The organism is uncultured Gilvimarinus sp. (genome assembly GCF_963975215.1).
GTDB lineage: Bacteria > Pseudomonadota > Gammaproteobacteria > Pseudomonadales > Cellvibrionaceae > Gilvimarinus.
Genome location: NZ_CAXBFW010000001.1, coordinates 167,296 through 189,722 on the forward strand (window position 1 = coordinate 167,296; position 22,427 = coordinate 189,722).

Below are 22,427 nucleotides of genomic sequence, written 5' to 3' on the forward strand. Positions count from 1 at the left end.
CTGTCCCCCCTGATCCCGGAGATCGCCATGAGCCTGCCAAGTCTTTACCTCAAGCCTCAAACCGACCGACGTTTGCGTCGCGGCCATTTGTGGATCTACAGCAACGAGGTGGATGTTCAGCGCAGCCCACTAAAAGCGTTTAGCCCCGGCCAGCAAGTACGCGTGCTAAGTAAGCGCGAAGAGCTGTTGGGGGTTGCCGTTATTAACCCCGCCAGTTTAATTTGCGCCCGCCTGATTAGCCGCGATGAGACTCAGCTGGATGCGGCGCTACTGCACTCGCGTTTTAGCAACGCTTTATCGCTGCGCGAGCAGGCGTTTGATCAGCCCTATTACCGGTTAATTTTTGGCGACAGTGATTTGCTGCCGGGCTTAGTGGTGGACCGCTTTGGTGATTATTTGGTGGTGCAAATAGCCTCGGCGGGGATGGAGGCGGTGCGCGAGCTAGTGGTCGAGCAGCTGGTGGCCTTGTTGCAACCAACCGGCGTACTCTTGGCAAACGATCACAGCGCCCGCGAGCTGGAGGGTTTAACCCGCTATACCGAAGTGGCCTATGGCGAGGTGTCCGATGAGGTTGAGCTGATTGAAAACGACACCAAGTTTGTGGCGCCGGTGGCGTCGGGGCAAAAGACCGGCTGGTTTTTTGATCACCGTGTCGGCCGGGCGCAGATGCGTCAGTGGGTTGCGGGTAAGCGCGTGCTGGATGTGTTTTCTTATATCGGCGGCTGGGGTGTGCAGGCGGCCACCGCCGGTGCCGCGCAAGTGGTGTGTGTCGATGCCTCGGCCAAAGCCATCGCCGGTGTTGAGGCCAACGCCCGGCTAAACGGTGTGCAAGATCGCGTGAGTGGCCGGCAAGGTAAAGCCATCGATGTGATGAAGGCGCTGTTGGCGGAGGGCGCTAAATTTGACGTGGTGGTGCTCGATCCGCCGGCGTTTATTAAGCGGCGCAAAGATCAAAAAGCCGGCGAGGCCGCTTACCGCCATATTAACGAGTTGGGGTTAAAGCTGCTGGCCGATGGCGGGCTGCTGGTGTCGGCCTCGTGCTCGATGCATCTGGCGGCCGATACCTTGACGGACATTGTCCGCGCCTGCGCGCAAAAAGCCGGGCGCGATGCCCGCCTGATTCACTTTAGCGGCCAGGGCCCGGACCATCCGGTGCACCCGGCCATTATCGAAACCAACTACCTCAAAGCGGTGTTTACCCGGGTGTTCAATCGCGACCATTAATGGCTTGGTTCAGCTCGGCGATGGCCTGTTGGCTGAGTTGGTCGTTGCGCGGCTCGCTGGCAAGCGCCTGTTGTAATTTTGTTACGCCGCTTTGCCACGCGGCACGCTGATTGGCGGGCAGTGCCGGTACCGCCGGTTCGGCGCGCCCGATAAATGCGAGCAAGCCGCGGTAGCGCCAGCGAATGTCACAGCCTTTGGGGGCAAAGTCGCAGTGGTGTGCGGCGCGCGGCTTGTGCAGTGCCTGAAGCTCGGCCTGAAGCGCTGTTTGCCACAGTTGCAAGCGGGCTTCTGGGGTGAGGGCAAAGTAGGGGACGGCTATCGCTGATTGGTGCTCGCGCCACTGCTCGGTAAGTTGCTCGCTGTCATCACACAGTAGCTTAGTGGTAAGTGCTAAATAATCCCGCCGCCGGTTTTGTGGCCGGTTAAGGCTGGCAAGCTCGGGGGTACTGGTTGTTTGACGCACGAAGTCCCCGGCGCTGCGCTGGCCTGTCTCGGCAAATAACATAAACTCCAGTGGGTGCAGCCCCAGGCTGGCTTCATTGTCGGCGGTGAGCCCGTGTTGCTGGCGCACGTTGCTGTGGTTGATGTCTAGGGTAATGTCGTTGACCAGCCCGCTGTTGGGGTAGCCTGCCACGCTGTCGAGATAGCCGGCGGCGATTGGCTGCTGATCGATGTTCGCCAGGCTCTGTGCCAGCGGAGAAAACAGCCCGGGGTTGGTGGCGGCAAGTGATGTGGCGATGGCTAGGGTGCGCAGCTCACCGTGCAGTTGCCGCCACTGTTGCTGTGCGGTTAGCAGGGTTTCATCGGTGGGGGTTTCCAGCAATTGCCCGATGCTTGTTTCAAATTGCCGGCAGTTGCGCGATAGCTGTTCCAGCTGCGAGCCGGTTGCGTCCCACAGTCGGGTACTTTGAGTCTCAAGCGCTTCGCTATCGGCTCGGTTACCTGGTTGATGGGCGCTTTGAATGGCGGTGACAGGCTCTGGGGTGCGGTTGTCAGAGACGGCTGTGTCGCGCCCGCAGCTGCAAAGACTGGCCAGCAGAGTCAATACTACCCCTACGCGGATCATAGTGAGTCGCGCAAATCCATGACCGGCCAGCTGCGCTCGGCGGCAATGGCACTCAGGCGTTCGTCAGGGTTAACGGCGACAGGGTGTCCCACTTGCTCCAGCAGCGGTAAATCGTTGATTGAATCGCTGTAGAAGTAGCTTTCGTCCAAGGGGTACGGGTGCTGCTCTAGCCAGCACTGTAGGTTGGTGACCTTGCCGGCGCCAAAGCAGGGCGTGCCCAGATAATTCCCGGTATAGCGTCCGTCTTTTAGCTCGGGGTCTGTTGCCAGAATGTCGTCCACACCTAAGTGCCTGGCAATGGGGCGGGTGATAAAACCGTTGGTGGCGGTAATAATCAGCAGGTAGTCTCCCTGAGCGCGGTGTTCATCCAGAAGCTGTTTTGCCTTGGGTAGCATAATGGGCTCGATGCACTCGCGCATAAATCTTGCGTGCCACTGGCTGAGCTCGGCGGAGCTGTACTGTGTGAGTGGCGCCATGGCAAAACGCAAGTAGGCATCAATGTCTAGGCTGGCGTTTTGATAGTCTTGGTAAAATTGGTCGTTTTGGCGGCGATAAGCCTGTTCGTCAACGAGTTTATGGGTCAGTAGAAACTCGCCCCAGCTGTGGTCGCTATCGCCGTTAATAAGAGTGTTATCTAGATCGAAAATGGCCAGTGCCACGAGGAATCCTTAAAATTGTCGGTCTTTGGCGCGCTAGCATAGCGCCGCTGAGCGCGCCGCTCAAGCGTGTCGGTGGGGCCAGGTTTGGTATTCGCCGTCGGTTTGTGTAACCTCAATTGCTGAGGTAGGTCTTTTTGTGGAACAATGCCAAAGTTTCACTGCGCCAAAGTTTCACCGCCATGCAATAAGAAGACGGATACGACAGGAATTTAATGTGATAGACGCCGACGGCTTTCGCCCCAATGTTGGGATTATTTTAAGCAACGATCAGGGCCAGGTGCTTTGGGCGCGGCGCGTGGGGGGGCAAGATGCCTGGCAGTTCCCCCAGGGCGGTATACATCAAGATGAGACCCCCGAGCAGGCGCTGTTTCGCGAGCTGGGCGAAGAGGTGGGACTAACTGAGGCCGATGTTGAGGTGCTGGCCTGCACCCGGGGCTGGTTGCGCTATCGTTTGCCGCACCGCCTGATTCGGCAAAATGCCCAACCTTTGTGTATCGGTCAGAAACAAAAGTGGTTTTTACTGAAGATTAAGAGCGATGATACCCGGGTGTGTCTGGAAAACGGTGGCCGCGCCGAGTTTGATGACTGGCGCTGGGTTAGCTACTGGTACCCTCTGGGGCAGGTAGTGGCCTTTAAACGCGATGTCTACCGCCGGGCGCTAAAAGAATTGTCGCCGGTGCATAGCCAGCTCGAGCGCCTTGTTGTGGGGTAGATGGCGCCCGGTTAGGATGACCGGTTGATTTTTGTCCGAAAATACGCACCTATGACTGACTATAACTGAGAAATAAATGGATTCTATGCTGAACTCGTTGCGCAGTATTGTTCAAGAGGTGAATGCTGCCCGCGACCTTCCCAAGGCGCTGGCCATTATTGTCTCGCGCGTTAAACGAGCTATGCAGACGCAAGTGTGTTCGGTGTACTTGCGTGGCCCCAACGACGAGTACGTGCTGATGGCCACCGAGGGCTTGCAGCAGCAAGCCGTGGGTCGGGTGCGTATGGCGCCAGGGCAGGGGCTGGTCGGGCGTGTTGTTACGCGTGAAGAGCCGGTCAACCTGGAAGATGCCGAAACCCATCCCGCTTACCAATATTTTCCCGAGACCGGAGAGGAGCGATTTAGTTCGTTTTTGGGGGTGCCCATTATTCACCACCGCCAGGTGCTGGGGGTGCTGGTGGTGCAGCAGTCCGAGCGGCGCCGTTTTGACGAGGGTGACGAAGCGTTTTTAGTGACGATGTCGGCGCAGTTGGCCGGCGTCATTGCGCACGCCGAGGCGACCGGCACTATGGTGGCGGTGGGTGCTGCGGCCTCTCAGGCTCGCTTTGTCGGGGTGTCGGGCGCGCCTGGCATTGCCATTGGCGAATCTGTGGTGGTGGCACCACTGGCCGATTTGAAAGGCGTGCCCTACCAGCCGTGCGAGGATATCGAGGCCGAGCTGGCATTTTTTCAGCGCTGCTTAAACTCTGTGCGCGATGATATTAAAGATCTGGGGGCGCAACTGGAAGAGCGCCTCAACCGCGAAGAGCGAGCCCTGTTTGACGCGTATCTGGCGATGCTGGACGACGCCTCGCTGGGCGGTGAGGTGATCACCAAAATCCGCGAGGGGACTTGCGCGCCCTACGCCTGGAGTGAGGTTATTCTTGAGCACGAGAATAATTTTGCCGGCATGACCGATGCCTATTTGCGCGAACGCGCCACCGACGTGCGCGATTTGGGGCGCCGGGTGTTGGCCTACCTGCAAGAGTCAAATCAAAGCTGCAAGATCTACCCGGATAACACCATCTTAATTGGCGATGAATTAACGGCCTCTATGTTGGGTGAGGTGCCAGAGCATAAATTGGCCGGTCTGGTGTCGGTGCAGGGCTCGGGCAACTCCCATGTGGCGATTTTGGCCCGTGCTATGGGGATTCCCACGGTAATGGGGGCGGTGGATTTACCTTATACCCGTATGGATGGCCGGCCGGTCATCGTCGATGGCTATAAAGGGGTGGTTTACAGCGACCCTAGCGAGCCGTTGCGCAAGCAGTATCGCGCCATTGCCGAAGAAGAGCAGGAGCTGGTTAAGGGGCTGGAGGCACTGAAAGATCTGCCCTGTGAGACTCTGGATAAATATCGCTTACCCCTGTGGGTGAATACCGGCCTCATGGCCGATGTACTGCGCTCGCTGGAGCGCGGTGCCGAAGGGGTTGGTTTGTATCGCACCGAGGTGCCGTTTTTACTGCGCGATCGCTTCCCCTCTGAGGAAGAGCAGCGGGTCATTTACCGCGAGCAGTTAGAGGCGTTTGCGCCCCACACCGTCACCATGCGAACCCTGGATATTGGCGGGGACAAGGCGCTGCCTTATTTTCCGATTGAAGAGGATAACCCCTTTCTGGGGTGGCGCGGTATTCGGGTAACACTCGACCACCCGGAGATTTTTCTGGCGCAAATTCGCGCCATGATCAAAGCCAGTAGCGGGCTGGATAACCTGCGTATTCTGTTGCCAATGATCTCGAGTGTGTCGGAGCTGGAGCAATCTAAAGCTTTGATTCATCGCGCCTACCACGAGCTGATCGAAGAGGGGTATGACGTCAACCTGCCTCCGCTCGGGGTGATGATTGAGGTGCCGGCGGCGGTTTATCAGGCGCGCGAGCTGGCTGCCCGAGTTGACTTTTTGTCGGTCGGCAGTAATGACCTTACTCAGTACTTATTGGCGGTGGATCGCAACAACGCCCGGGTGGCGGATCAGTATCAGGCGTTTCACCCGGCGGTGTTGCGCGCCTTGCAGCAGGTGGTAACCGATGGTCACACTCAGGGGGTGAGCGTTGGTATTTGTGGCGAGCTGGCCGGTGACCCGGGGGCGGCTATCTTGCTGATGGCCATGGGTTACGATGTGTTGTCGATGAACGCCACCAACCTGCCCAAAGTAAAGTCTGTTATCCGTGCGATTAACTTAGAGCAAGCCGAAGCGCTGCTGGACGATGTGATGCGTTTGGTGGACGCCGAGCAGGTGCGCGCCCGCATCGATCAGATGCTGCTGGAGACCGGCGTTAACCGCGTGGTGCGGCCCCTGGAGATAGACGCATAGGCGTATCGCCTACTCGCGGTTTTATCTGGCACAAACGCGGTGTTATGATTGCCGCTCTTTTTTTAGCTGGCGCTCGCTCTATGCTTACCCATCCCAATTTTGACCCTATTGCTGTCTCAATCGGCCCGTTAGACGTTCACTGGTACGGCTTGATGTATTTGGCCGCGTTTGCCTCGGCCTGGTGGATTGCCATGCGCCGGGCGAAGCGCCCGGACTCGCCAGTGACGCCCGCCCAGGTAGAAAATCTGATTACCTATGGTGCTTTCGGTGTGGTGATTGGCGGCCGTGTGGGCTATGTGGTGTTTTATCACTTTGATGCCTGGATGCGCGATCCACTGTGGCTGTTTCGTATTTGGGAGGGCGGCATGTCCTTCCATGGCGGTCTGATTGGTGTGCTGCTGGCTATGCTGTTTTACGCTCACCGGATTCGCATCCCCTATTTACGCTTAACCGACTTTGTGGCTCCTATGGTGCCGCTGGGGCTGGCTTTTGGGCGGCTGGGTAATTTTATTGGCCAGGAGTTATGGGGACGCCCTACAGACTTACCCTGGGCCATGGTATTCCCTAACGATCCCGAGCAGCTGGCGCGCCACCCTTCTCAGCTGTATCAATTTGCTCTTGAAGGTGTGTCGCTGTTTTTGCTGCTCTACTGGTTTTCACGCAAGCCGCGCCCGACCGCCGCGGTCAGCGGTATGTTTTTAATTGGTTATGCCTTCTTCCGCATTCTGGCGGAGTTTGCCCGCGAGCCCGATCAGCATATCCAGTTTGATTTGTTTGGCTGGGTCACCCGCGGCCAGCTGCTGTGCCTGCCGATGGCGGCCCTGGGTATCGGGTTGCTGATTTACGCGTATCGCTTTAGCGGAGCCGATAAAGCGCCCGCCGAGCAAAAGGAGGCCCCGTGAAGCAGTATTTGGAGTTAATGCAGGATGTGGTCGATAACGGCACTGATCGTGGTGATCGTACCGGTACCGGCACGCGCTCGGTGTTTGGCCGGCAACTGCGCTTTGATTTAAGTCAGGGCTTCCCTTTGGTGACCACCAAAACCGTGCACCTTAAAAGTGTTATCGTCGAGCTTTTGTGGTTTTTGCAGGGGCGCACCGACGTGCAGTGGCTGCAGGAGCGCGGCTGTAAAATCTGGAACGAGTGGGCCAGCGGTGACGGAGATCTCGGGCCGGTCTACGGCAAACAGTGGCGCAGCTGGGCTTGCCCCGATGGCTCGACCATTGACCAGATCGGCGATGTGGTTGCCCAGATAAAAGCCAAGCCCACCTCGCGCCGGTTAATTGTCAGCGCCTGGAACCCTGCCGATTTGCCCGATGAATCTGTTAGCCCGCAGGATAACGTGGCCGCCGGGCGTATGGCGCTGGCGGCCTGCCATACGTTATTTCAGTTTTATGTGGCCGATGGCAAGCTGTCTTGCCAGCTGTATCAGCGCAGTGCGGATTTGTTTTTGGGCGTGCCGTTTAATATCGCCAGCTACGCCCTGTTGACCCATATGATTGCTCAGCAGTGCGATTTGGGGGTGGGGGATTTTGTCCATACCTTTGGTGATTGTCACCTCTATCACAATCACCTGACTGACGATATTGTCTATGAGCAGCTCGGGCGCGAGCCTAAGGCGCTGCCTAAGCTGGCGATTGCCCGCCGGCCGGCGTCGATTTTTGACTATCAGCTCGAAGACTTTAGTTTTGAGGGGTATGATCCGCACCCGCGCATCAAAGCGCCGATTGCGATTTAAACGGGCTGATAAAACGAGGTGTACCCGATGCAAGTAGCCATGATTGTAGCCTGTGGTCATGACAACGCGATAGGCAAAGGCAATGCGATGCCCTGGCATCTGCCGGCAGATTTACAATACTTTAAATGCGTTACCTTGGGGAAGCCCATTATGATGGGCCGCAAAACGTACGAGTCGATTGGCCGGCCGTTGCCGGGCAGGCTTAATATCGTGATTACCCGCGACCCGAACTGGTCGGGGCCTGAGGGCGTGGCAACCGTTGCCAGTGTTCCGGCGGCGATCGCTTTGGCGCGCGCTGAAGCCGACGGCGATGAGGTGGTCATTATCGGTGGCGAGCAGATTTACCGTGCGGCGTTGCCGCTGACCGATCGTATTTATAAAACCGAGATTGATACGCGGGTAGAGGGGGCGGATGCGTTCTTCCCTGAGCTACCCGCCGAGCATTGGCGGGAGGTATCCCGGCAGGAGGGTGATGCAGAGGCTCCGCTGCGCCATCGTTTTTTAGTTTTGGAGTCAAGCTCTGACACGGATTCTTAATAATTAAATTGTATAAGATCCGTAGGTTTTGCAACCTAGTTCAGATCAAAAAGTAATCATGTGTTACTGGTGCTCGGTTGGGGGGCGGTAAAGTGTTACCCGCCTGATACCTATGTACACATGTGCAATACCATTTGGATAAAGCATTGAATGTAGAGGAACGCTCTTATTACAATGCTGCGTTCTTAAGCTGCCTCGAAAGAGGTATTCGTGGATTATGTGTCTGTGGCAGCACTCTGTCGCATATAACCTGATTGCAAGCACCCGAGTTGGGGGAAATATGAAAAAGCAGCGATTGAAAGCCGTGGCTCTGACCACTGTGCTTTCTGCCAGCGCGCTAGTGGGTAGCGTGGCCTTGGCAGATCAAACCCTGGATGAAATTCTTCAGGTAAGTCAGGCCAAAACTACTTTGGCGCGAGATTCTCAAAAACGTATCGATCGTTTGTCTCAGGAGACTGAGGACTTGCTGGTTCAGTTCAAGCAAGTTAACAAGCAAATCGAAGACATGCGTGTATACAACAGCCAGTTAGAGAAGCAAATTGCGGCTCAGTTAGCTGTTATTAAAGATCTGGATGACTCAATCGAGAACGTAACCGTGATCGAGCGTCGCATTCAGCCTTTGGTTCTGCGTATGCTGGATGCACTGGAGCAGTTCGTTAAGCTGGACAAGCCATTCAAAATGGATGAGCGTCTGGCCCGTATCGAAATGCTGCGTAACAACCAGGATCGTGCCGATATTTCAGTTGCTGAAAAATTCCGTCAAGTTCTGGAAGCCTACAAAATCGAAAGTGATTACGGCCGCTTCATCGAAGCGTACCGCGATACTCTGGATGTAGGTGGTCAGGAGCGCGAAGTAAACATTCTGCGCATCGGCCGTGTATCTCTGATGTATCAGACTACCGACACCGAATCATCAGGTGCCTGGGATCCTACTCAGGGCGCTTGGGTTGAGCTGGATAACTCTTATCGCGGCACTATTTTGAAAGGCTTGCGCATCGCGCGTAACGAAGCCTCTAAAGACATCATGTTTGTACCTGTCCAAGCACCGGAGGCAGCAAAATGAAAATGAAGTTTGCAAAACGCTGTCTGGTAGTAATGGCTGCCGGCTTAATGAGCACCAGTGCTGTAATGGCACAAGAAAGCGATCAGGCGGCAAGCCTGGATGAGCTGTTGAACATGGTAAAAGACTCGCGCGTGGCTGAAACGGCCGAGCACCGCAAGCGCGAACAACAGTTTACCCGCGAGAAAAACAATCAGGCGAGCCTGCTGAAGCAAGCTCAGGACACTCTGACTGCCGAAGAGCGTCGCTCTGAGCGTCTGGAAGAAACTCACGCCGAGCAAGAGTTAGATGTAGACGCCAAGCGTCAGCAGTTTAACGAGCGCTTAGGTTCACTGCGTGAGCTGTTTGGTCACCTGACCTCTACCGCTGGCGATCTTCGCTCTACGTTGAGTACCTCTTTGATTTCGGCGCAATACCCGAATCGTGGAGAGTTCCTGGCTGAGCTGATCGACAAAATGAACTCGAACACTCGTTTGCCTAGCATCGAAGAAATCGAGCGTCTGTGGTACGAGCAACAGCGTCAGATGGTTGAAAGCGGTCGCGTAGTAACCTTTACCGGTACCGTCATCAAGCCTAACGGCGAAAACGCCGAGCAAGAAATTGTTCGTGTTGGTTCATATAACTTGCTGTCTGAAGGCAAGTACCTGAACTACGTTCCGGATGGTTACAAAATGGAAGAGCTGATTCGTCAGCCTGACGGTAACTACTTGGATGCGGCTTCTGAATTGCAAAACGCTACCTCTGGCTTGGTTGGTGTCGGCCTTGACCCCACAGGCCCTACCGGCGGTACTCTGCTGGGCGCGCTGATTAACAGCCCGACCTGGAAGGAGCGTCTGTTGACTCAAGGCGGTGTGGTTGGTTACGCGATTATGGCGGTTGGTGCTCTGGGTCTGTTGATCGGCCTGTGGCGTATCATCTACCTGTTCACTGTAAGCGCTAAAGTAAGCAGCCAGCTGAAGTCAGATAAAGCCAACACTAACAACCCACTGGGTCGTGTGTTGAAGGCGGCGGAAGAAAATCCAAACGCCGATACCGAAACCCTGGAGCTGAAGCTTGAAGAGGCGGTGTTGAAAGAGCGTCCTGCGATCGAAAGTGGCTTGGCAATTCTGAAGATTATTGCCGCGGTTGCGCCTCTGATGGGTCTGTTGGGTACCGTTACCGGTATGATCTTGACCTTCCAGGCTATTACGATCTTCGGTGCGGGCGATCCGAAAAACATGGCAGGCGGTATCTCCTCTGCATTGATCACAACGGTTTGGGGTCTGTTAGTAGCGATTCCTGTGGTACTGATCCACACCGTGGTTAATGGCCGTGCTAAGCGTGTTATTCATGTTCTTGAAGAACAATCGGCAGGTATCATCGCCGAAAACGCAGAACGCAAGTAGGAGATAGAAGCATGCTGGCATTAATGGAAGCTATCGCAGCCATTAGAGCCTTTTTGGATCAGGGCGGTATGGTATTGTTATTTATCGCCGCCCTTACCTTTGTCATGTGGACCCTGATTTTTGAGCGGGTGTGGTATTTCAAAGGTGGTCTAAAAGGCGACCTTCAAAAATCTTTGGATATTTGGGAAGAGCGCAGTGAGCGTAAATCTTGGAATGCCCATCAGATCCGTTCGGCACTGATTTCTAAAGTCGAGCTAAAGGTTAATACCAATATGGACATGATCGCCACTATGGTGAGCTTGTGTCCTCTGCTCGGTCTGCTGGGTACGGTTACCGGTATGATTGAAGTGTTTAACGTTCTCGCAATGACCGGTGGTGGTGATGCCAAAGAAATGGCAGGCGGTGTATCTAAAGCGACAATCCCGACAATGGCGGGCATGGTTGCAGCGCTGTCAGGCTTGTTTGCCAACACCTACCTCACCCGGATTGCCGAGCGTGAAAATCAGTTGTTTGCCGATCACCTGACAATGGATCACTAAGGCTGGCACGTCGTATCAACCAGTAATAAGAGATTTGTCATGAGCAGGAAAAACGAATCTGAAGACGATCAGACCGGGGCGATCGATTTAACCCCTATGCTCGATGTGGTTTTCATCATGTTGATCTTCTTCATTGTGACTGCCACATTTATTAAAGAGACCGGGGTTGAAGTCGAGCGTCCGGAAGCAACCATGGCTGACGAAAAGAAAAACGCCAGTATCCTGATTGCTATTACAGACGAAGATGAAATCTGGATCGACAAGAACCAGGTTGATCCCCGTGGGGTGCGAGCGCAGATAGAGCGTTTGCTTGCCGACAACCCGAGAGGCTCCGTTGTTATCCAGGCCGATGCCGAAGCTAACGTTAAATTGTTAGCCGAGGTTGCCGATACTGCCCGTCAGTTGAATGTGAGCAACGTCGCTGTCTCCACAGCTAAGAAATAGGCCGCTATGAAACTTGTAAGAGTAATTATTGCTGCCGTTTTGGCGGTGGTCGTGACCCTCGGCCTTTTGTTTCTGATGCACTCGTTGATCAACTCCGATCTGAAGGCAGATGAGCAAGACGAGCAGGTACGGATCGAAGATATTCGCATGCCGGATACCGAGATCGAGACCCGTTACGAGACGGCTAAACCCGATAAGCCTGAGACACCCGAAACGCCTCCACCGGATATCCCGGAGCCGGATTTCGAGTCACCCGATATTAACCCCGAAGGGTTGAATATGGATGCACCGTCTCTGAGCAGTGATATCAATGTTAGCGCTGGCGGTATTGGTGGTGACGGTGAGTACCTTCCAATTGTGAAGGTTGCACCTCAGTATCCTCGTCGTGCAGCTCAGCGTGGTATCGAAGGGTTTGTGACTGTTGAGTTTACGGTAACCGTTAATGGCTCTACCAAAGACGTTGTGGTGATCGAAGGCATCGATAAAGATGGCGACCCAACCAGCATCTTTGACCGAGCGGCCATTAAAGCGGCCGAGAAGTTCAAGTATAAGCCGCGTGTTGTAGACGGTACGCCTATTGAGGTGCCGGGTGTTCGCAACCGCTTTGTATTTGAGCTTGCGCAATAAGGGTGATGAAAATGAAGAATGTAAAATCGATGATTTCAGGCACCTTCAAAAAATCACTGTTGGCTTCGGCGCTGCTTGCAGCGCCAGCCGTTACAGGATTTGTTGCGTACCAGCTGGTGCCGAACCAATCGTTATTGGTGGCCGGCAGTGCGCAGGCGCAAAGCGTACAGCCCATGCAGCCCGCCGAGCAAAAGCTTGATCCGCGGCGCTTGCCTGGTTTGTCGCAGAGCTTTATTGAAGATCTGCAGGAAGTCAGTGAAGCGTTAGACCCAACCGAAGAAGCTATTGCTGAAGGTGCTAAGTCTGACCCGCGTAGAGCATTGCAGATCGTCAATGAAATGGCTGAAGATTTGGGTGATTACAACCCTTATGAAAAAGTCATGGTCTACACCTACTACGGCTCCATCTACTACAACCTCGAAAACACCGAGAAAACGATCGAGAGTTTCGAGAATGTAATAGCGCAAAGCCCAAATTTACCGGTAGGTACCGAAGCTCAGTATCTGTACACCTTGGCGCAGCTGTATAGCCAGGAAGATCAGCCGCAAAAAGCACTGGATTATCTGAAGCGCTGGAGCAAGATGGTCACCAGCATTTCGGCCGAGCAATACGCCGTAATCGCACAGGTGTACTACGCCAACGATAATCTTGATGCGGCGCTGTCCAACATGCTGGAAGCGTCTCGTCAGTATGAGGCTGCGGGCAAAATTCCCAAGGAAGAGTGGTTAGGTTTTACGCGGGCGGTTTATTACACCCGTGAAGACTTCCCCGCAACTTTGGATATTGTTGAGCAGCTGGTGCGTCACTACCCTAAAATGAGCTACTGGCGTCAGCTGGTAGGTTTGTACTACGAGCTGGGGCGTATCGATGATTACTATCGCGCGCTGGACTCTATGTATGTGATGGGTGGCTTGAAAAAAGAGGGCCAGTTGCGCACTTTAGCGGGGGGCTTTATTGATAAAGACGCCCCTTACAAAGCCGCTAAGGTTTTAGACAAAGGCATTAACGAAGACAAAATCGTTGCCCCTACGTCGAAGAACTTAGAGCTTTTAGCCAACTCTTGGCGTTTGGCGCAAGAGACCGAGAAAGCGCTGGTTGAAATGAAGCGTGCGGCGGCTAAAGCCGAAGACGGTGATCTGTACTTTAACTTGGCGCGCTTGCTGTTCTCGCGCGACCAATTTGCTGAGGCGATTTCCGCTGGTAACAATGCGCTGAAAAAGGGTGGCTTAAGCCGTCCCGATTCGGTTCACCTGACCATTGGTCAGGCCGAGTTGTCTCGCAACAACTTTGATGCTGCCATTGCATCTTTTAAGAAAGCGGCAAAAGATGATCGCAGCCGCAAGTTTGCCACTCAGTGGACAAGCTACGCGGAGAGCGAGAAAAAGCGTCAGGAAGCACTGAAGGACAGTTAAGTTAGTAGGTCTGTCTTACAGTAAAAAAGCCGGCATTTGCCGGCTTTTTTTATGGGCAAAAGTTAGCGCACTAAAAAAGCCCGCCAGATTAAAAACCTGCGGGCTTTTTGTCGTTTTAGCCGATAAGCGCAAGCTTAGTCGAGCAAGCTTAGATCTCTTACGGCGCCTTTGTCGGCGCTGGTCGTGAGCTTGGCGTAGGCTTTAAGCGAGGCGCTGACCTTTCGTGGGCGATTCTCCACAGGCTTCCACGGGTTGTCGCGCTGCTCCATGCGCTCGCGGCGATCGTGCAGCTCGCGCAGGCTAATTTGCACATTGATGGAGCGCTCGGGGATATCAATACGAATGATATCGCCTGTCTCCACTAATCCGATGGCACCGCCAGCGGCGGCCTCTGGGGAGGCGTGACCAATAGACAGGCCTGAGGTACCGCCTGAGAATCGACCGTCCGTCAGCAGGGCACAGGCTTTGCCCAAGCCTTTTGATTTAAGGTAACTGGTGGGGTACAGCATTTCTTGCATACCGGGCCCACCGCGGGGGCCCTCGTAGCGAATAATCACCACGTTGCCAGCTTTTACCGTGCCGTTAAGTACGTCTTCTACCGCTTGTTCCTGGCTTTCAACCACGTGCGCCGGACCTTCAAACACTAAAATTGAATCATCTACGCCAGCGGTTTTGACCACACAGCCGTCTTCGGCGATATTGCCATACAGTACCGCAAGGCCTCCCTCCGTCGAGAAGGCGTGCTCCAGCGAGCGGATACAGCCAGTGGCGCGGTCACCATCGAGGCTTGGCCAGCGCGTCGCCTGAGAGAAGGCCACCTGGGTGGGGACACCGCCGGGGCCGGCTTTAAAGAACTCTACAACCTCGTCGGATGGGTTGCGCATAATGTCCCATTCGTCGAGGGCTTCTTTTAGCGTGTCGCCATACACCGTGGGTACCGAGGTGTCGAGCACGCCGGCGCGGTCGAGTTCACCCAAAATACCCATCACACCGCCGGCGCGATGGACATCCTCGATATGGTATTGCTGCGTGTTGGGGGCCACTTTGCACAGCTGCGGCACCTCGCGCGAGATGCGGTCGATATCGCTCATGCCAAAGTCCAGCTCCGCCTCTTGCGCGGCAGCCAATAGGTGCAAAATGGTATTGGTGGAGCCGCCCATGGCGATATCCAGTGCCATGGCATTACCAAAGGCCGCCTTAGAGCCGATTGCGCGGGGCAGTAAGTGCTCTTCGTCGCCTTCGTAGTAGCGTTTGGCCAGCTCGACAATGCGGTGGCCGGCGCGTTTAAACAGTTTTTCGCGATCGGCGTGAGTGGCAACGATGGTGCCGTTACCAGGCAGCGATAAACCCAGTGCTTCGGTCAGGCAGTTCATGGAATTGGCGGTAAACATTCCCGAGCAAGAGCCGCAGGTCGGGCAAGCGCTGCGCTCAACCTCGGAGAGGGTCTCGTCATCGACACTGTCGTCAGCGGCCATTACCATGGCATCGATCAGGTCTAACCCGTGATCGAGGAGCTTGGTTTTACCGGCCTCCATGGGGCCGCCAGAAACAAAAATCACCGGTACATTAAGGCGCATAGCCGCCATCAGCATTCCGGGCGTGATCTTGTCACAGTTGGAGATGCACACCAGTGCGTCGGCACAGTGGGCGTTGACCATATATTCAACTGAGTCGGCAATAATGTCGCGCGAGGGCAGGGAGTAGAGCATGCCATCGTGGCCCATGGCGATACCGTCATCGACCGCAATGGTGTTAAATTCTTTGGCGACACCGCCGGCCTTTTCCACCTCGCGGGCAACCAGTTGGCCCATGTCTTTTAAGTGCACGTGGCCTGGCACAAACTGCGTAAACGAGTTGGCGATGGCGATAATCGGCTTTTGAAAGTCATCGTCTTTCATGCCGGTGGCGCGCCACAGGGCGCGGGCGCCGGCCATGTTGCGGCCGGCGGTGGTGGTTCTGGAACGATAGGTTGGCATAAATACCCCGTTTAACACTATCAAGTAAGATCCCCGGCGCGAGGCGCCCCGGGAACCGGATAAATTCTAACCGGCAAGGATAACAGAATGGTGCCGTAAGGTCAGGCAGTGCGGTCGATTTGAGCGGATTAAGCGATCAGCGAATATCTTTGATAAACACCTTAGAGCCGCGCTGGTAGTTGTACATAGATTGCCGCTCGAGGGGTAAATCGCTGATTGCACCGGGTACAAACCCGTGCTCTAAAAACCAGTGAGCGGTTTGTGTGGTTAACACAAACAGTGTCTCAATGCCGCCGTCCCGTGCCCGCCGCTCCAGCTGCTCCAAAAGCTGCGATGCGCGCCCGCCTTTGCGGTATTCCGGGTGAGTGGCGACACAGGCTAGCTCGGCGACTTGCCCATAGGGGTAGACGGCGGCGCAGGCGATAATAGTGCCGTCTTTTTCCAGTACGTTAAATTTGGCGATCTCTGTCTCGAGCAGCTCGCGGGAGCGCCGCACCAAAATACCCTCGGCCTCGAGGGGCTCTATCAGGCCCAAAATGCCGCCAACGTCGTCGATGGTGGCGCCGCGCAGCTGCTCGTAATGGCCGGAGTACACCATGGTGCCCTGACCGTCGCGGGTGAACAGCTCGGCCAGCAGAGCGCCATCGGTGGTGTAGTTTACCAGCTGGGCGCGCTGCACACCTTGCAGGCAACTGAGGTAGGCGCTCTCCAGTGCCAATTGGGCCAGCTCGCTTGCCTGACCGTTTCGCTCTGCTAAATGTTGCTTGCATTGTGCCAGCGTAAACTGCCGTATTAAGCGCCCATCGGCGCCGGCAACACCGTCGGTATCGCAGTAGGCCAGCAGCTTGTCGGCTTTTAGTGCGATGGCCGCCTGAGTGGCCACATCGGTATAGGTTAGATTAAACACCTCACCGGTGGCGGAGTAGCCTAGGGGCGATAGCAGCGCGATCGCGCCGGCATCCAGCGCTCGTGTCAGTTGCGCGACGTTGATGCGACGCACTTTGCCGGTGTGCTGTAGGTCGACGCCGTCGAGTACTCCGTGGGGCATGGCTGCCACGTAATTGCCACTGGCGACCTCGATCCGCGCCCCGTGCATGGGCGAGTTGGGCAAACCGGTAGACAATGCCGCCTCCATGGTGATGCGCGCCTCGCCAATGGCCTGCAGCACACCCTGCAGTGACTCGGTGTCGGTAATACGCAAATTGCGGTGAAATTGCGTGGCGCACTGATGATTGCTTAGGCGTAAGTCGATTTGTGGCCGCGCGCCGTGTACCAGTACCAATCGCACCCCTAGGCTCGATAGCAACGCCAGATCGTGAATGATGTGGCCAAAGTTGCCGTGGGTTAATGCCTCGCCCGGGAGCATTACCACAAAGGTTTTGCCACGGTGGGCATTGATGTAGGGCGACGAATGGCGAAACCATTTTACGTAGTCCTGAATGTTGCTCACGCTCATGTTGTGCCCTTGTGGTTGGCCTCGGTGGCCGTTGAACTGATACAAAAATGATGGATAAGCGAGCGCAGAACGTCAATAGCCGGTGCTAACTGCTCGATCGCGATAAACTCATCGGGTTGGTGGGCCTGATCGATCGAGCCCGGCCCCATAACCACGGCCTGCATATCCAACTGCCGGTAAAAGGGTGCTTCGGTGGCAAAGCCTACGGCTTCGGCGGTGGCGCCGGTGAGTTTTTCACAGGCGCGTATAAGCTCACTATCGCGCGGCTGCAGTAATGGATCGACGCCTTCAAACAGGGTTGAGAAGACAATATCAATTTTCCGGCGCTCGGCTATGGGGACCAGCCGGCGGTTGATTTCGTGGCGCAATTCATCGTTGTGCATATCGGGTACCGAGCGCAAATCAAAGTGCAGCTCGCACTCGCCGCAAATGCGATTGGCACCGTCGCCACCGTGAATGCAGCCTAAGTTTAAGGTGGGCACGGCCACGGCAAAGCCCGGGTTGTGAAAGCGTTGCTGCAGCTCGCCGCGGTACTTAATCAGCTCGGAGGTGACTTCATGCATGGCCTCCAGGGCGCTGTTGCCCAGTGCCGGGTTGGACGAGTGCCCGCTTTTTCCCAGTACCCGGATGGACTCCATCAAAATACCCTTGTGCATATTGATGGGGCGCATGCCGGTGGGCTCGCCCACTACCGCGTAGTGCCCGGGGGCGATACCGGTGTCGAGCAGCGCCCGGGCACCGCTCATACTGCTCTCTTCGTCGGCGGTGGCAAGTACCACAATGGGGGCGCGCAGCCGGGCGGGGTCAATGTCGCGTACCGCCTCTATAACCGCCGGGAAGAAGCCTTTCATGTCGGTCGCCCCCAGGCCGTACAATCTGCCCTCGCGCTCTGTCAGCGTGAAGGGGTCAGAGCTCCATTGGTCGGCATCGTAAGGCACAGTATCGCTGTGACCGGCAAATACCAGCCCGCCTTCGCCACGGCCGAGGGTGGCCAATAAGTTGTACTTGCCCGGATGTTCGGGCACGGCGATGATTTCGGTTTGAAATCCAAGCGCCGCAAAATCCTCCGCTAGCTGATCAATCACTGCTTTATTACTGGTGTCCCACTGGGGTAGCGCGCAGCTGACCGATGGCTGAGCCACCAGGCGCGCCAGGGTTTGCGTGTAGCGATTTAGATCAAACGTCATAGCTGGACTCTCGATGTGTGAGTCGAGAGTGTAATACAGCTAGGCTAAACGCAGAAGAGCCCGCAATAGCGGGCTCTTCTGGTGGGCAGCTAATAGGTGTGATTAGCTGAACATGCCTTTGAACATAAAGAAGAACAAAATGGCCAGGCCCGCGCCGGCGGGCAGAGTCACCACCCAGGACATAAAGATCGAGCCCACCACGCGCAGGTTAAGCGCGCCGATGCCGCGCGCCATACCAACACCCAGTACAGCGCCCACCAGAGTGTGGGTGGTCGAAATAGGCAAGCCGGTGCCCGAGGCCAGTACCACGGTAGCGGCCGCGGCCAGCTCGGCGGCAAAGCCACGGCTAGGGGTCAGCTCGGTGATCTTTTTACCGATGGTAGCCATCACCTTAAAGCCGTAGGTGGCAAGGCCGATGACAATACCCGCACCACCGATCAGCAACACCCAGCTGGGCATGGCCGACTGGGCGGTAACACCGCCGGTTTTGATGACGTTAATAATCGCGGCCAGCGGTCCCACGGCGTTGGCAACATCGTTAGAGCCGTGGGCAAAGGCCATGGCGCACGCGGTAAACACCATAAGAATGGCAAACAGGCGCTCAACGTTAGCAAAGCGATTGCCCGTGTCAGTGGCCTCATCGCGTTTGATGTTACGTAAGAAGTAAATGCCAACGGCAGCTACAACTAATCCCAGCAGCGCAGCGATGCCAGCGCTTTGGAGAAAGCTTAAGTCGAAGCCGGTATCCTTAAAGACATGCTTTAAACCTTTAAGAATGGTTACCATGGCAATTAAAAAGCCTACGGCGAACATGTAAAAGGGGATATAGCGTTTGGCGGATAAGAAGGGGTCTTCGGTATTGAGGATAAGTCGCTGTACTGAGCGGAATATCCAGAAGGCGATAGTGCCGGCCAGCAGCGGCGAGACAACCCAGCTGGCGACGATAGACATCACCTTGCCCCAGGCGACCGCCTCGACCGATATCCCCACCGCCGCAAACCCGACGATGGCACCGACGATGGAGTGGGTGGTGGATACCGGCCAGCCGAGAATACTGGCGATTAGCAGCCAGGTACCCGCCGCCAGCAGGGCGGATAACATCCCGTACACAAGTAGCTCGGGAGAGCCCGCCATTACCGCCGGGTCGACGATCCCTTTGCGGATGGTGGAGGTGACCGCGCCGCCGGCGAGGTAGGCCCCCAAAAACTCAAAAATCATGGCGATAATAATCGCCTGTTTAATGGTCAGCGCTTTCGAGCCAACCGACGTGCCCATGGCATTGGCGACATCGTTGGCCCCGACCCCCCAGGCCATAAACAGGCCAAAGACGCAGGCGAGAATGAGTAGAATCTGGCCGTATTCTGCGATAACGGTCATGTGTGTATCCCCAGTAGTATTTTATTGGTGCAAATTCAGGCGGCGTACCGCCGCATATTAGCGCGCCAGCAGCAAGTGTAGACGGCTGCCCACGGCTTGGGCGCGGTCGGCTAAATCGCCAATCCAGTCGATCACTTTGTAGAGAAACATCACATCTACCGGTGGCCACTCGGACTCGAGCTTAAACAGCGCGGAGCGGATCTCGACTTGGAGGCTGTCGTTTTGGCGCTCGTACTGGTCGAGCTTTTCGATCATATCTTCTACCAGTGTTAGCTCGCGGCCACTAAAGCCGGTTTCGAGCAGCTCGTCGAGCTCGTTAATGGCTGTGAGGGCCTGCTCGGCGGTGCGCTGGCCCGACTGGACAAAGTCGACAAACAGCTGCTGCAGCGAGGCGGGGATACGCATTTTGCGCCCCAGCATGATGCCGGCGATATCCTGCGCTTTATTGGCGATGCGATCTTGCATGCTCAGCAGCTCGAGCAAGTCGGTGCGCGGTACGGGCAGAAACAGGCTTTTGGGCAGGTGCAGGCGCAGCTGCTTTTTCATGTCGTCCGCCTGATGCTCCAGCTCAACAATGGCTTCCTGGGTGGCGCGAGCCTGCACCCAGTCGTCGTTAATGACAGCCTCAAAAAAGCTCACCAGCTTGCTTGAGGCGTTGACGGCCACCGCCATATGCTCTTGCATCGGCTTAATGGGCGAGCGTCCAAACATGTTGGAAAATGGATTACCAAGGGGCATAAAATGTCTTCCTTCCGTAAAATGAGCGCGCAGTATAAAAATATCTGTGCGTCAGGTCACCCGTTAAGGCATATTTGTCTTCAGTCCGGGCGATACACCGCCGTGACGGCTGGCGTCGATGCAGGCTACAATCGCCGCTGACATGAAGGTTGATGGAGTAAGGTATGACGCAAAAGGTAGCGACTGACCGGGTGCTGGATTTGCGCTCGCTGCTGAATGATTTAGTGAGCGAAGGCCGCATGAGCCAGGAAGACGCTAACTTGCTGCAAGGCGCCAACCGCAACCGCCAGCAAGCCGCCATGCACCCGCTGGCGTATATTGCCAGCCAGTCCGTTGAGGATTTAACCCGCCCCAACAAGTTGCTCGACGGTGAAACCCTTACCCACTGGCTGGCCGGGCGCGCCGGGCTGCCAGTGGTGCATATCGATCCGCTCAAAATAAACGTCTCCCAAGTGACCTCGGTGGTCTCTTATGCCTTTGCTAAGCGCCACAGCATACTGTGCGTTGAAGTAACTCCCGACGAAGTCGTGATTGCCTGCGCCCAACCTTTCGTAGCCGGGTGGGAGCCTCAGGTCGAGCATGTGGCTCGTCGCCGGGTGCGGCGAGTGTTTGCCAATCCGGCTGATATCGATCGCTTCAGTATAGAGTTTTATACTCTGGCGCGCTCGGTTTCGGGCGCCAGTGGCGGCCCCGGCGGTTCCGGCGCGACCAATTTTGAGCAGCTGGTCGAGCTAAAAACTCTGGGCGACCCGGACGCCGACGACAAACACGTGGTCAATATTGTCGATTGGTTGTTACAGTATGCTTACGATCAGCGAGCCAGTGATATCCATATCGAGCCGCGTCGCGAGGTGGCTCGTATCCGCTTCCGTATCGATGGCGTGTTGCACGACGTCTACGAGCTGCCGGCGTCGGTGGCGATGGCGGTGACCAGCCGCTTTAAAGTACTGGGGCGCATGAATATTGCCGAGAAGCGCAAGCCCCAGGACGGCCGCATTAAAACCCGCCGCAGCGATGACAGTGAGGTAGAGCTGCGCTTGTCGACTCTGCCCACCGCGTTTGGCGAAAAACTCGTGATGCGCATCTTTGACCCCGAGGTACTGCTGCGCAGCTTTCACGACTTGGGCTTGGTGGGCGACGACTTTGCCCGCTGGGAGGGAATGACCAGCAAGCCCAACGGCATCGTCCTGGTCACCGGCCCGACCGGCTCGGGTAAAACCACCACGCTTTACTCATCCCTGCGCAAGTTGGCCACCAGCGAGGTGAATGTCAGCACCATCGAAGACCCCATCGAAATGGTGGAAGAGAGCTTCAACCAAACCCAGGTGCACCACAAGATCGAGCTGAATTTTGCCGCCGGTATCCGCACGCTGATGCGTCAGGACCCGGACATTATTATGGTGGGCGAGATGCGCGATCTGGAAACCTCGCAAATGGCCGTGCAGGCCGCGTTAACCGGCCACCTGGTGTTGTCGACGCTGCACACCAACGACGCACCCGCCACCGTGGCGCGCCTGCTAGATTTGGGTGTGCCGGCGTACCTTATTAACGCCACCTTGCTCGGCGTCATGGCCCAGCGCTTGGTGCGAACCCTGTGCCCGCACTGCAAAGAGCCGGGCACGATTCCGCAAAAAGAGTGGGGCGCGCTGGTGATGCCCTGGAAGGTGAATATGCCCGAGGTGGTGTACCGCCCGGTGGGCTGCCTGGAGTGTCGCAACACCGGTTATCTGGGGCGCCAAGGCATTTTTGAGATTCTGGTGTTATCCGATAGCCTAAAACAGTTAATTACCGAGGGTTGCGACCTGCAGGCGTTGCGCAAGCAGGCCATGCGCGAGGGGATGCGTACATTGCGTTTATCCGGCGCGCAAAAAATTGCCGCTGGTTTAACCACCCTGGAAGAAGTGCTGCGGGTCGCCCCGCCGCAGTCAAATTAAAATACT

At 56.0% G+C, this 22,427-nt stretch carries 20 protein-coding genes; 13 read left to right on the forward strand and 7 right to left on the reverse strand.

Annotation, left to right across the window (positions count from 1 at the left end):
* The first annotated feature begins 27 nt into the window (after window positions 1-27).
* Complete coding sequence (locus AAC019_RS00645) at window positions 28-1,224, forward strand: class I SAM-dependent rRNA methyltransferase (protein WP_339896608.1); 1,197 nt, start codon at window positions 28-30, stop codon at window positions 1,222-1,224.
* Here the strand turns inward: AAC019_RS00645 and AAC019_RS00650 are convergent.
* Window positions 1,208-2,290, reverse strand: a complete 1,083-nt coding sequence (locus tag AAC019_RS00650) for an imelysin family protein (protein ID WP_339896609.1) — start codon at window positions 2,288-2,290, stop codon at window positions 1,208-1,210. The genes AAC019_RS00645 and AAC019_RS00650 overlap by 17 nt on opposite strands.
* Window positions 2,287-2,949, reverse strand: coding sequence for an HAD family hydrolase (locus AAC019_RS00655; RefSeq protein ID WP_339896610.1), 663 nt, complete (start codon window positions 2,947-2,949; stop codon window positions 2,287-2,289). The genes AAC019_RS00650 and AAC019_RS00655 overlap by 4 nt, the downstream gene beginning before the upstream one ends.
* 214 nt (window positions 2,950-3,163) lie before the next feature.
* Between AAC019_RS00655 and AAC019_RS00660 the strand changes: the two genes are divergently transcribed.
* The 11 genes from AAC019_RS00660 (at window position 3,164) to AAC019_RS00710 (ending at window position 13,753) form a co-directional block, all read left to right on the forward strand.
* Window positions 3,164-3,661, forward strand: a complete 498-nt coding sequence (locus AAC019_RS00660; protein ID WP_339896611.1) for an RNA pyrophosphohydrolase — start codon at window positions 3,164-3,166, stop codon at window positions 3,659-3,661.
* Between the two features lie 85 nt (window positions 3,662-3,746).
* Window positions 3,747-6,011, forward strand: a complete 2,265-nt coding sequence (gene ptsP / locus AAC019_RS00665) for a phosphoenolpyruvate--protein phosphotransferase (protein WP_339896860.1) — start codon at window positions 3,747-3,749, stop codon at window positions 6,009-6,011.
* A gap of 80 nt (window positions 6,012-6,091) precedes the next feature.
* Window positions 6,092-6,913 carry a prolipoprotein diacylglyceryl transferase gene (lgt, locus tag AAC019_RS00670; protein WP_339896612.1) on the forward strand — a complete coding sequence of 274 codons (822 nt, stop codon included), beginning with the start codon at window positions 6,092-6,094 and terminating at the stop codon, window positions 6,911-6,913.
* The gene (locus AAC019_RS00675; protein ID WP_339896613.1) at window positions 6,910-7,749 is read left to right on the forward strand and encodes a thymidylate synthase; all 840 of its coding nucleotides are present in this window, start codon (window positions 6,910-6,912) and stop codon (window positions 7,747-7,749) included. Before lgt ends, AAC019_RS00675 begins: the two co-directional genes overlap by 4 nt.
* 27 nt (window positions 7,750-7,776) lie before the next feature.
* Window positions 7,777-8,286, forward strand: coding sequence for a dihydrofolate reductase (locus AAC019_RS00680; protein ID WP_339896614.1), 510 nt, complete (start codon window positions 7,777-7,779; stop codon window positions 8,284-8,286).
* Window positions 8,287-8,566: 280 nt separating this feature from the next.
* Window positions 8,567-9,349 carry a DUF3450 domain-containing protein gene (locus AAC019_RS00685; protein WP_339896615.1) on the forward strand — a complete coding sequence of 261 codons (783 nt, stop codon included), beginning with the start codon at window positions 8,567-8,569 and terminating at the stop codon, window positions 9,347-9,349.
* Complete coding sequence (locus AAC019_RS00690; protein WP_339896616.1) at window positions 9,346-10,731, forward strand: MotA/TolQ/ExbB proton channel family protein; 1,386 nt, start codon at window positions 9,346-9,348, stop codon at window positions 10,729-10,731. The genes AAC019_RS00685 and AAC019_RS00690 overlap by 4 nt, the downstream gene beginning before the upstream one ends.
* 11 nt (window positions 10,732-10,742) lie before the next feature.
* Entirely contained in the window at window positions 10,743-11,270 is a 528-nt protein-coding gene (locus tag AAC019_RS00695; RefSeq protein WP_339896617.1) for a MotA/TolQ/ExbB proton channel family protein, read from the forward strand.
* Window positions 11,271-11,309: 39 nt separating this feature from the next.
* Complete coding sequence (locus AAC019_RS00700; RefSeq protein ID WP_041524226.1) at window positions 11,310-11,714, forward strand: biopolymer transporter ExbD; 405 nt, start codon at window positions 11,310-11,312, stop codon at window positions 11,712-11,714.
* 6 nt (window positions 11,715-11,720) lie between these two features.
* The gene (locus AAC019_RS00705) at window positions 11,721-12,341 is read left to right on the forward strand and encodes an energy transducer TonB (RefSeq protein ID WP_339896618.1); all 621 of its coding nucleotides are present in this window, start codon (window positions 11,721-11,723) and stop codon (window positions 12,339-12,341) included.
* 11 nt (window positions 12,342-12,352) lie between these two features.
* The gene (locus tag AAC019_RS00710; RefSeq protein ID WP_339896619.1) at window positions 12,353-13,753 is read left to right on the forward strand and encodes a hypothetical protein; all 1,401 of its coding nucleotides are present in this window, start codon (window positions 12,353-12,355) and stop codon (window positions 13,751-13,753) included.
* A 134-nt stretch (window positions 13,754-13,887) separates the two neighbouring features.
* Here AAC019_RS00710 and ilvD read toward each other — a convergent pair whose 3' ends face one another.
* From ilvD to AAC019_RS00735, 5 genes are all read right to left on the reverse strand, one after another.
* Window positions 13,888-15,729: a dihydroxy-acid dehydratase gene (ilvD, locus tag AAC019_RS00715; RefSeq protein WP_339896620.1), complete on the reverse strand. Its 1,842-nt coding sequence runs from the start codon at window positions 15,727-15,729 to the stop codon at window positions 13,888-13,890.
* Window positions 15,730-15,865: 136 nt separating this feature from the next.
* On the reverse strand, window positions 15,866-17,185 hold the full coding sequence (argA, locus tag AAC019_RS00720) for an amino-acid N-acetyltransferase (protein ID WP_339896621.1): 1,320 nt from the start codon (window positions 17,183-17,185) through the stop codon (window positions 15,866-15,868).
* Complete coding sequence (gene argE, locus AAC019_RS00725) at window positions 17,182-18,372, reverse strand: acetylornithine deacetylase (protein ID WP_339896622.1); 1,191 nt, start codon at window positions 18,370-18,372, stop codon at window positions 17,182-17,184. The genes argA and argE overlap by 4 nt, the downstream gene beginning before the upstream one ends.
* A gap of 102 nt (window positions 18,373-18,474) precedes the next feature.
* The gene (locus AAC019_RS00730; protein WP_339896623.1) at window positions 18,475-19,749 is read right to left on the reverse strand and encodes an inorganic phosphate transporter; all 1,275 of its coding nucleotides are present in this window, start codon (window positions 19,747-19,749) and stop codon (window positions 18,475-18,477) included.
* Window positions 19,750-19,806: 57 nt separating this feature from the next.
* Window positions 19,807-20,487: a TIGR00153 family protein gene (locus AAC019_RS00735; protein ID WP_339896624.1), complete on the reverse strand. Its 681-nt coding sequence runs from the start codon at window positions 20,485-20,487 to the stop codon at window positions 19,807-19,809.
* Between the two features lie 164 nt (window positions 20,488-20,651).
* Here AAC019_RS00735 and AAC019_RS00740 point away from each other — a divergent pair, with 164 nt between their 5' ends.
* On the forward strand, window positions 20,652-22,421 hold the full coding sequence (locus tag AAC019_RS00740) for a type II/IV secretion system protein (RefSeq protein WP_339896625.1): 1,770 nt from the start codon (window positions 20,652-20,654) through the stop codon (window positions 22,419-22,421).
* Window positions 22,422-22,427: the final 6 nt, after the last annotated feature.

Coding starts and splice junctions, on each gene's coding strand:
- ptsP (WP_339896860.1), top strand. CDS start 3,747: ATGCTGAACTCGTTGCGCAGTATTGTTCAAGAGGTGAATGCTGCCCGC.
- AAC019_RS00735 (WP_339896624.1), bottom strand. CDS start 20,487: ATGCCCCTTGGTAATCCATTTTCCAACATGTTTGGACGCTCGCCCATT.
- AAC019_RS00710 (WP_339896619.1), top strand. CDS start 12,353: ATGAAGAATGTAAAATCGATGATTTCAGGCACCTTCAAAAAATCACTG.
- argE (WP_339896622.1), bottom strand. CDS start 18,372: ATGACGTTTGATCTAAATCGCTACACGCAAACCCTGGCGCGCCTGGTG.
- AAC019_RS00680 (WP_339896614.1), top strand. CDS start 7,777: ATGCAAGTAGCCATGATTGTAGCCTGTGGTCATGACAACGCGATAGGC.
- AAC019_RS00730 (WP_339896623.1), bottom strand. CDS start 19,749: ATGACCGTTATCGCAGAATACGGCCAGATTCTACTCATTCTCGCCTGC.
- AAC019_RS00645 (WP_339896608.1), top strand. CDS start 28: ATGAGCCTGCCAAGTCTTTACCTCAAGCCTCAAACCGACCGACGTTTG.
- AAC019_RS00705 (WP_339896618.1), top strand. CDS start 11,721: ATGAAACTTGTAAGAGTAATTATTGCTGCCGTTTTGGCGGTGGTCGTG.
- AAC019_RS00690 (WP_339896616.1), top strand. CDS start 9,346: ATGAAAATGAAGTTTGCAAAACGCTGTCTGGTAGTAATGGCTGCCGGC.
- AAC019_RS00650 (WP_339896609.1), bottom strand. CDS start 2,290: ATGATCCGCGTAGGGGTAGTATTGACTCTGCTGGCCAGTCTTTGCAGC.
- AAC019_RS00685 (WP_339896615.1), top strand. CDS start 8,567: ATGAAAAAGCAGCGATTGAAAGCCGTGGCTCTGACCACTGTGCTTTCT.
- AAC019_RS00700 (WP_041524226.1), top strand. CDS start 11,310: ATGAGCAGGAAAAACGAATCTGAAGACGATCAGACCGGGGCGATCGAT.
- lgt (WP_339896612.1), top strand. CDS start 6,092: ATGCTTACCCATCCCAATTTTGACCCTATTGCTGTCTCAATCGGCCCG.
- AAC019_RS00740 (WP_339896625.1), top strand. CDS start 20,652: ATGACGCAAAAGGTAGCGACTGACCGGGTGCTGGATTTGCGCTCGCTG.
- AAC019_RS00695 (WP_339896617.1), top strand. CDS start 10,743: ATGCTGGCATTAATGGAAGCTATCGCAGCCATTAGAGCCTTTTTGGAT.
- argA (WP_339896621.1), bottom strand. CDS start 17,185: ATGAGCGTGAGCAACATTCAGGACTACGTAAAATGGTTTCGCCATTCG.
- ilvD (WP_339896620.1), bottom strand. CDS start 15,729: ATGCCAACCTATCGTTCCAGAACCACCACCGCCGGCCGCAACATGGCC.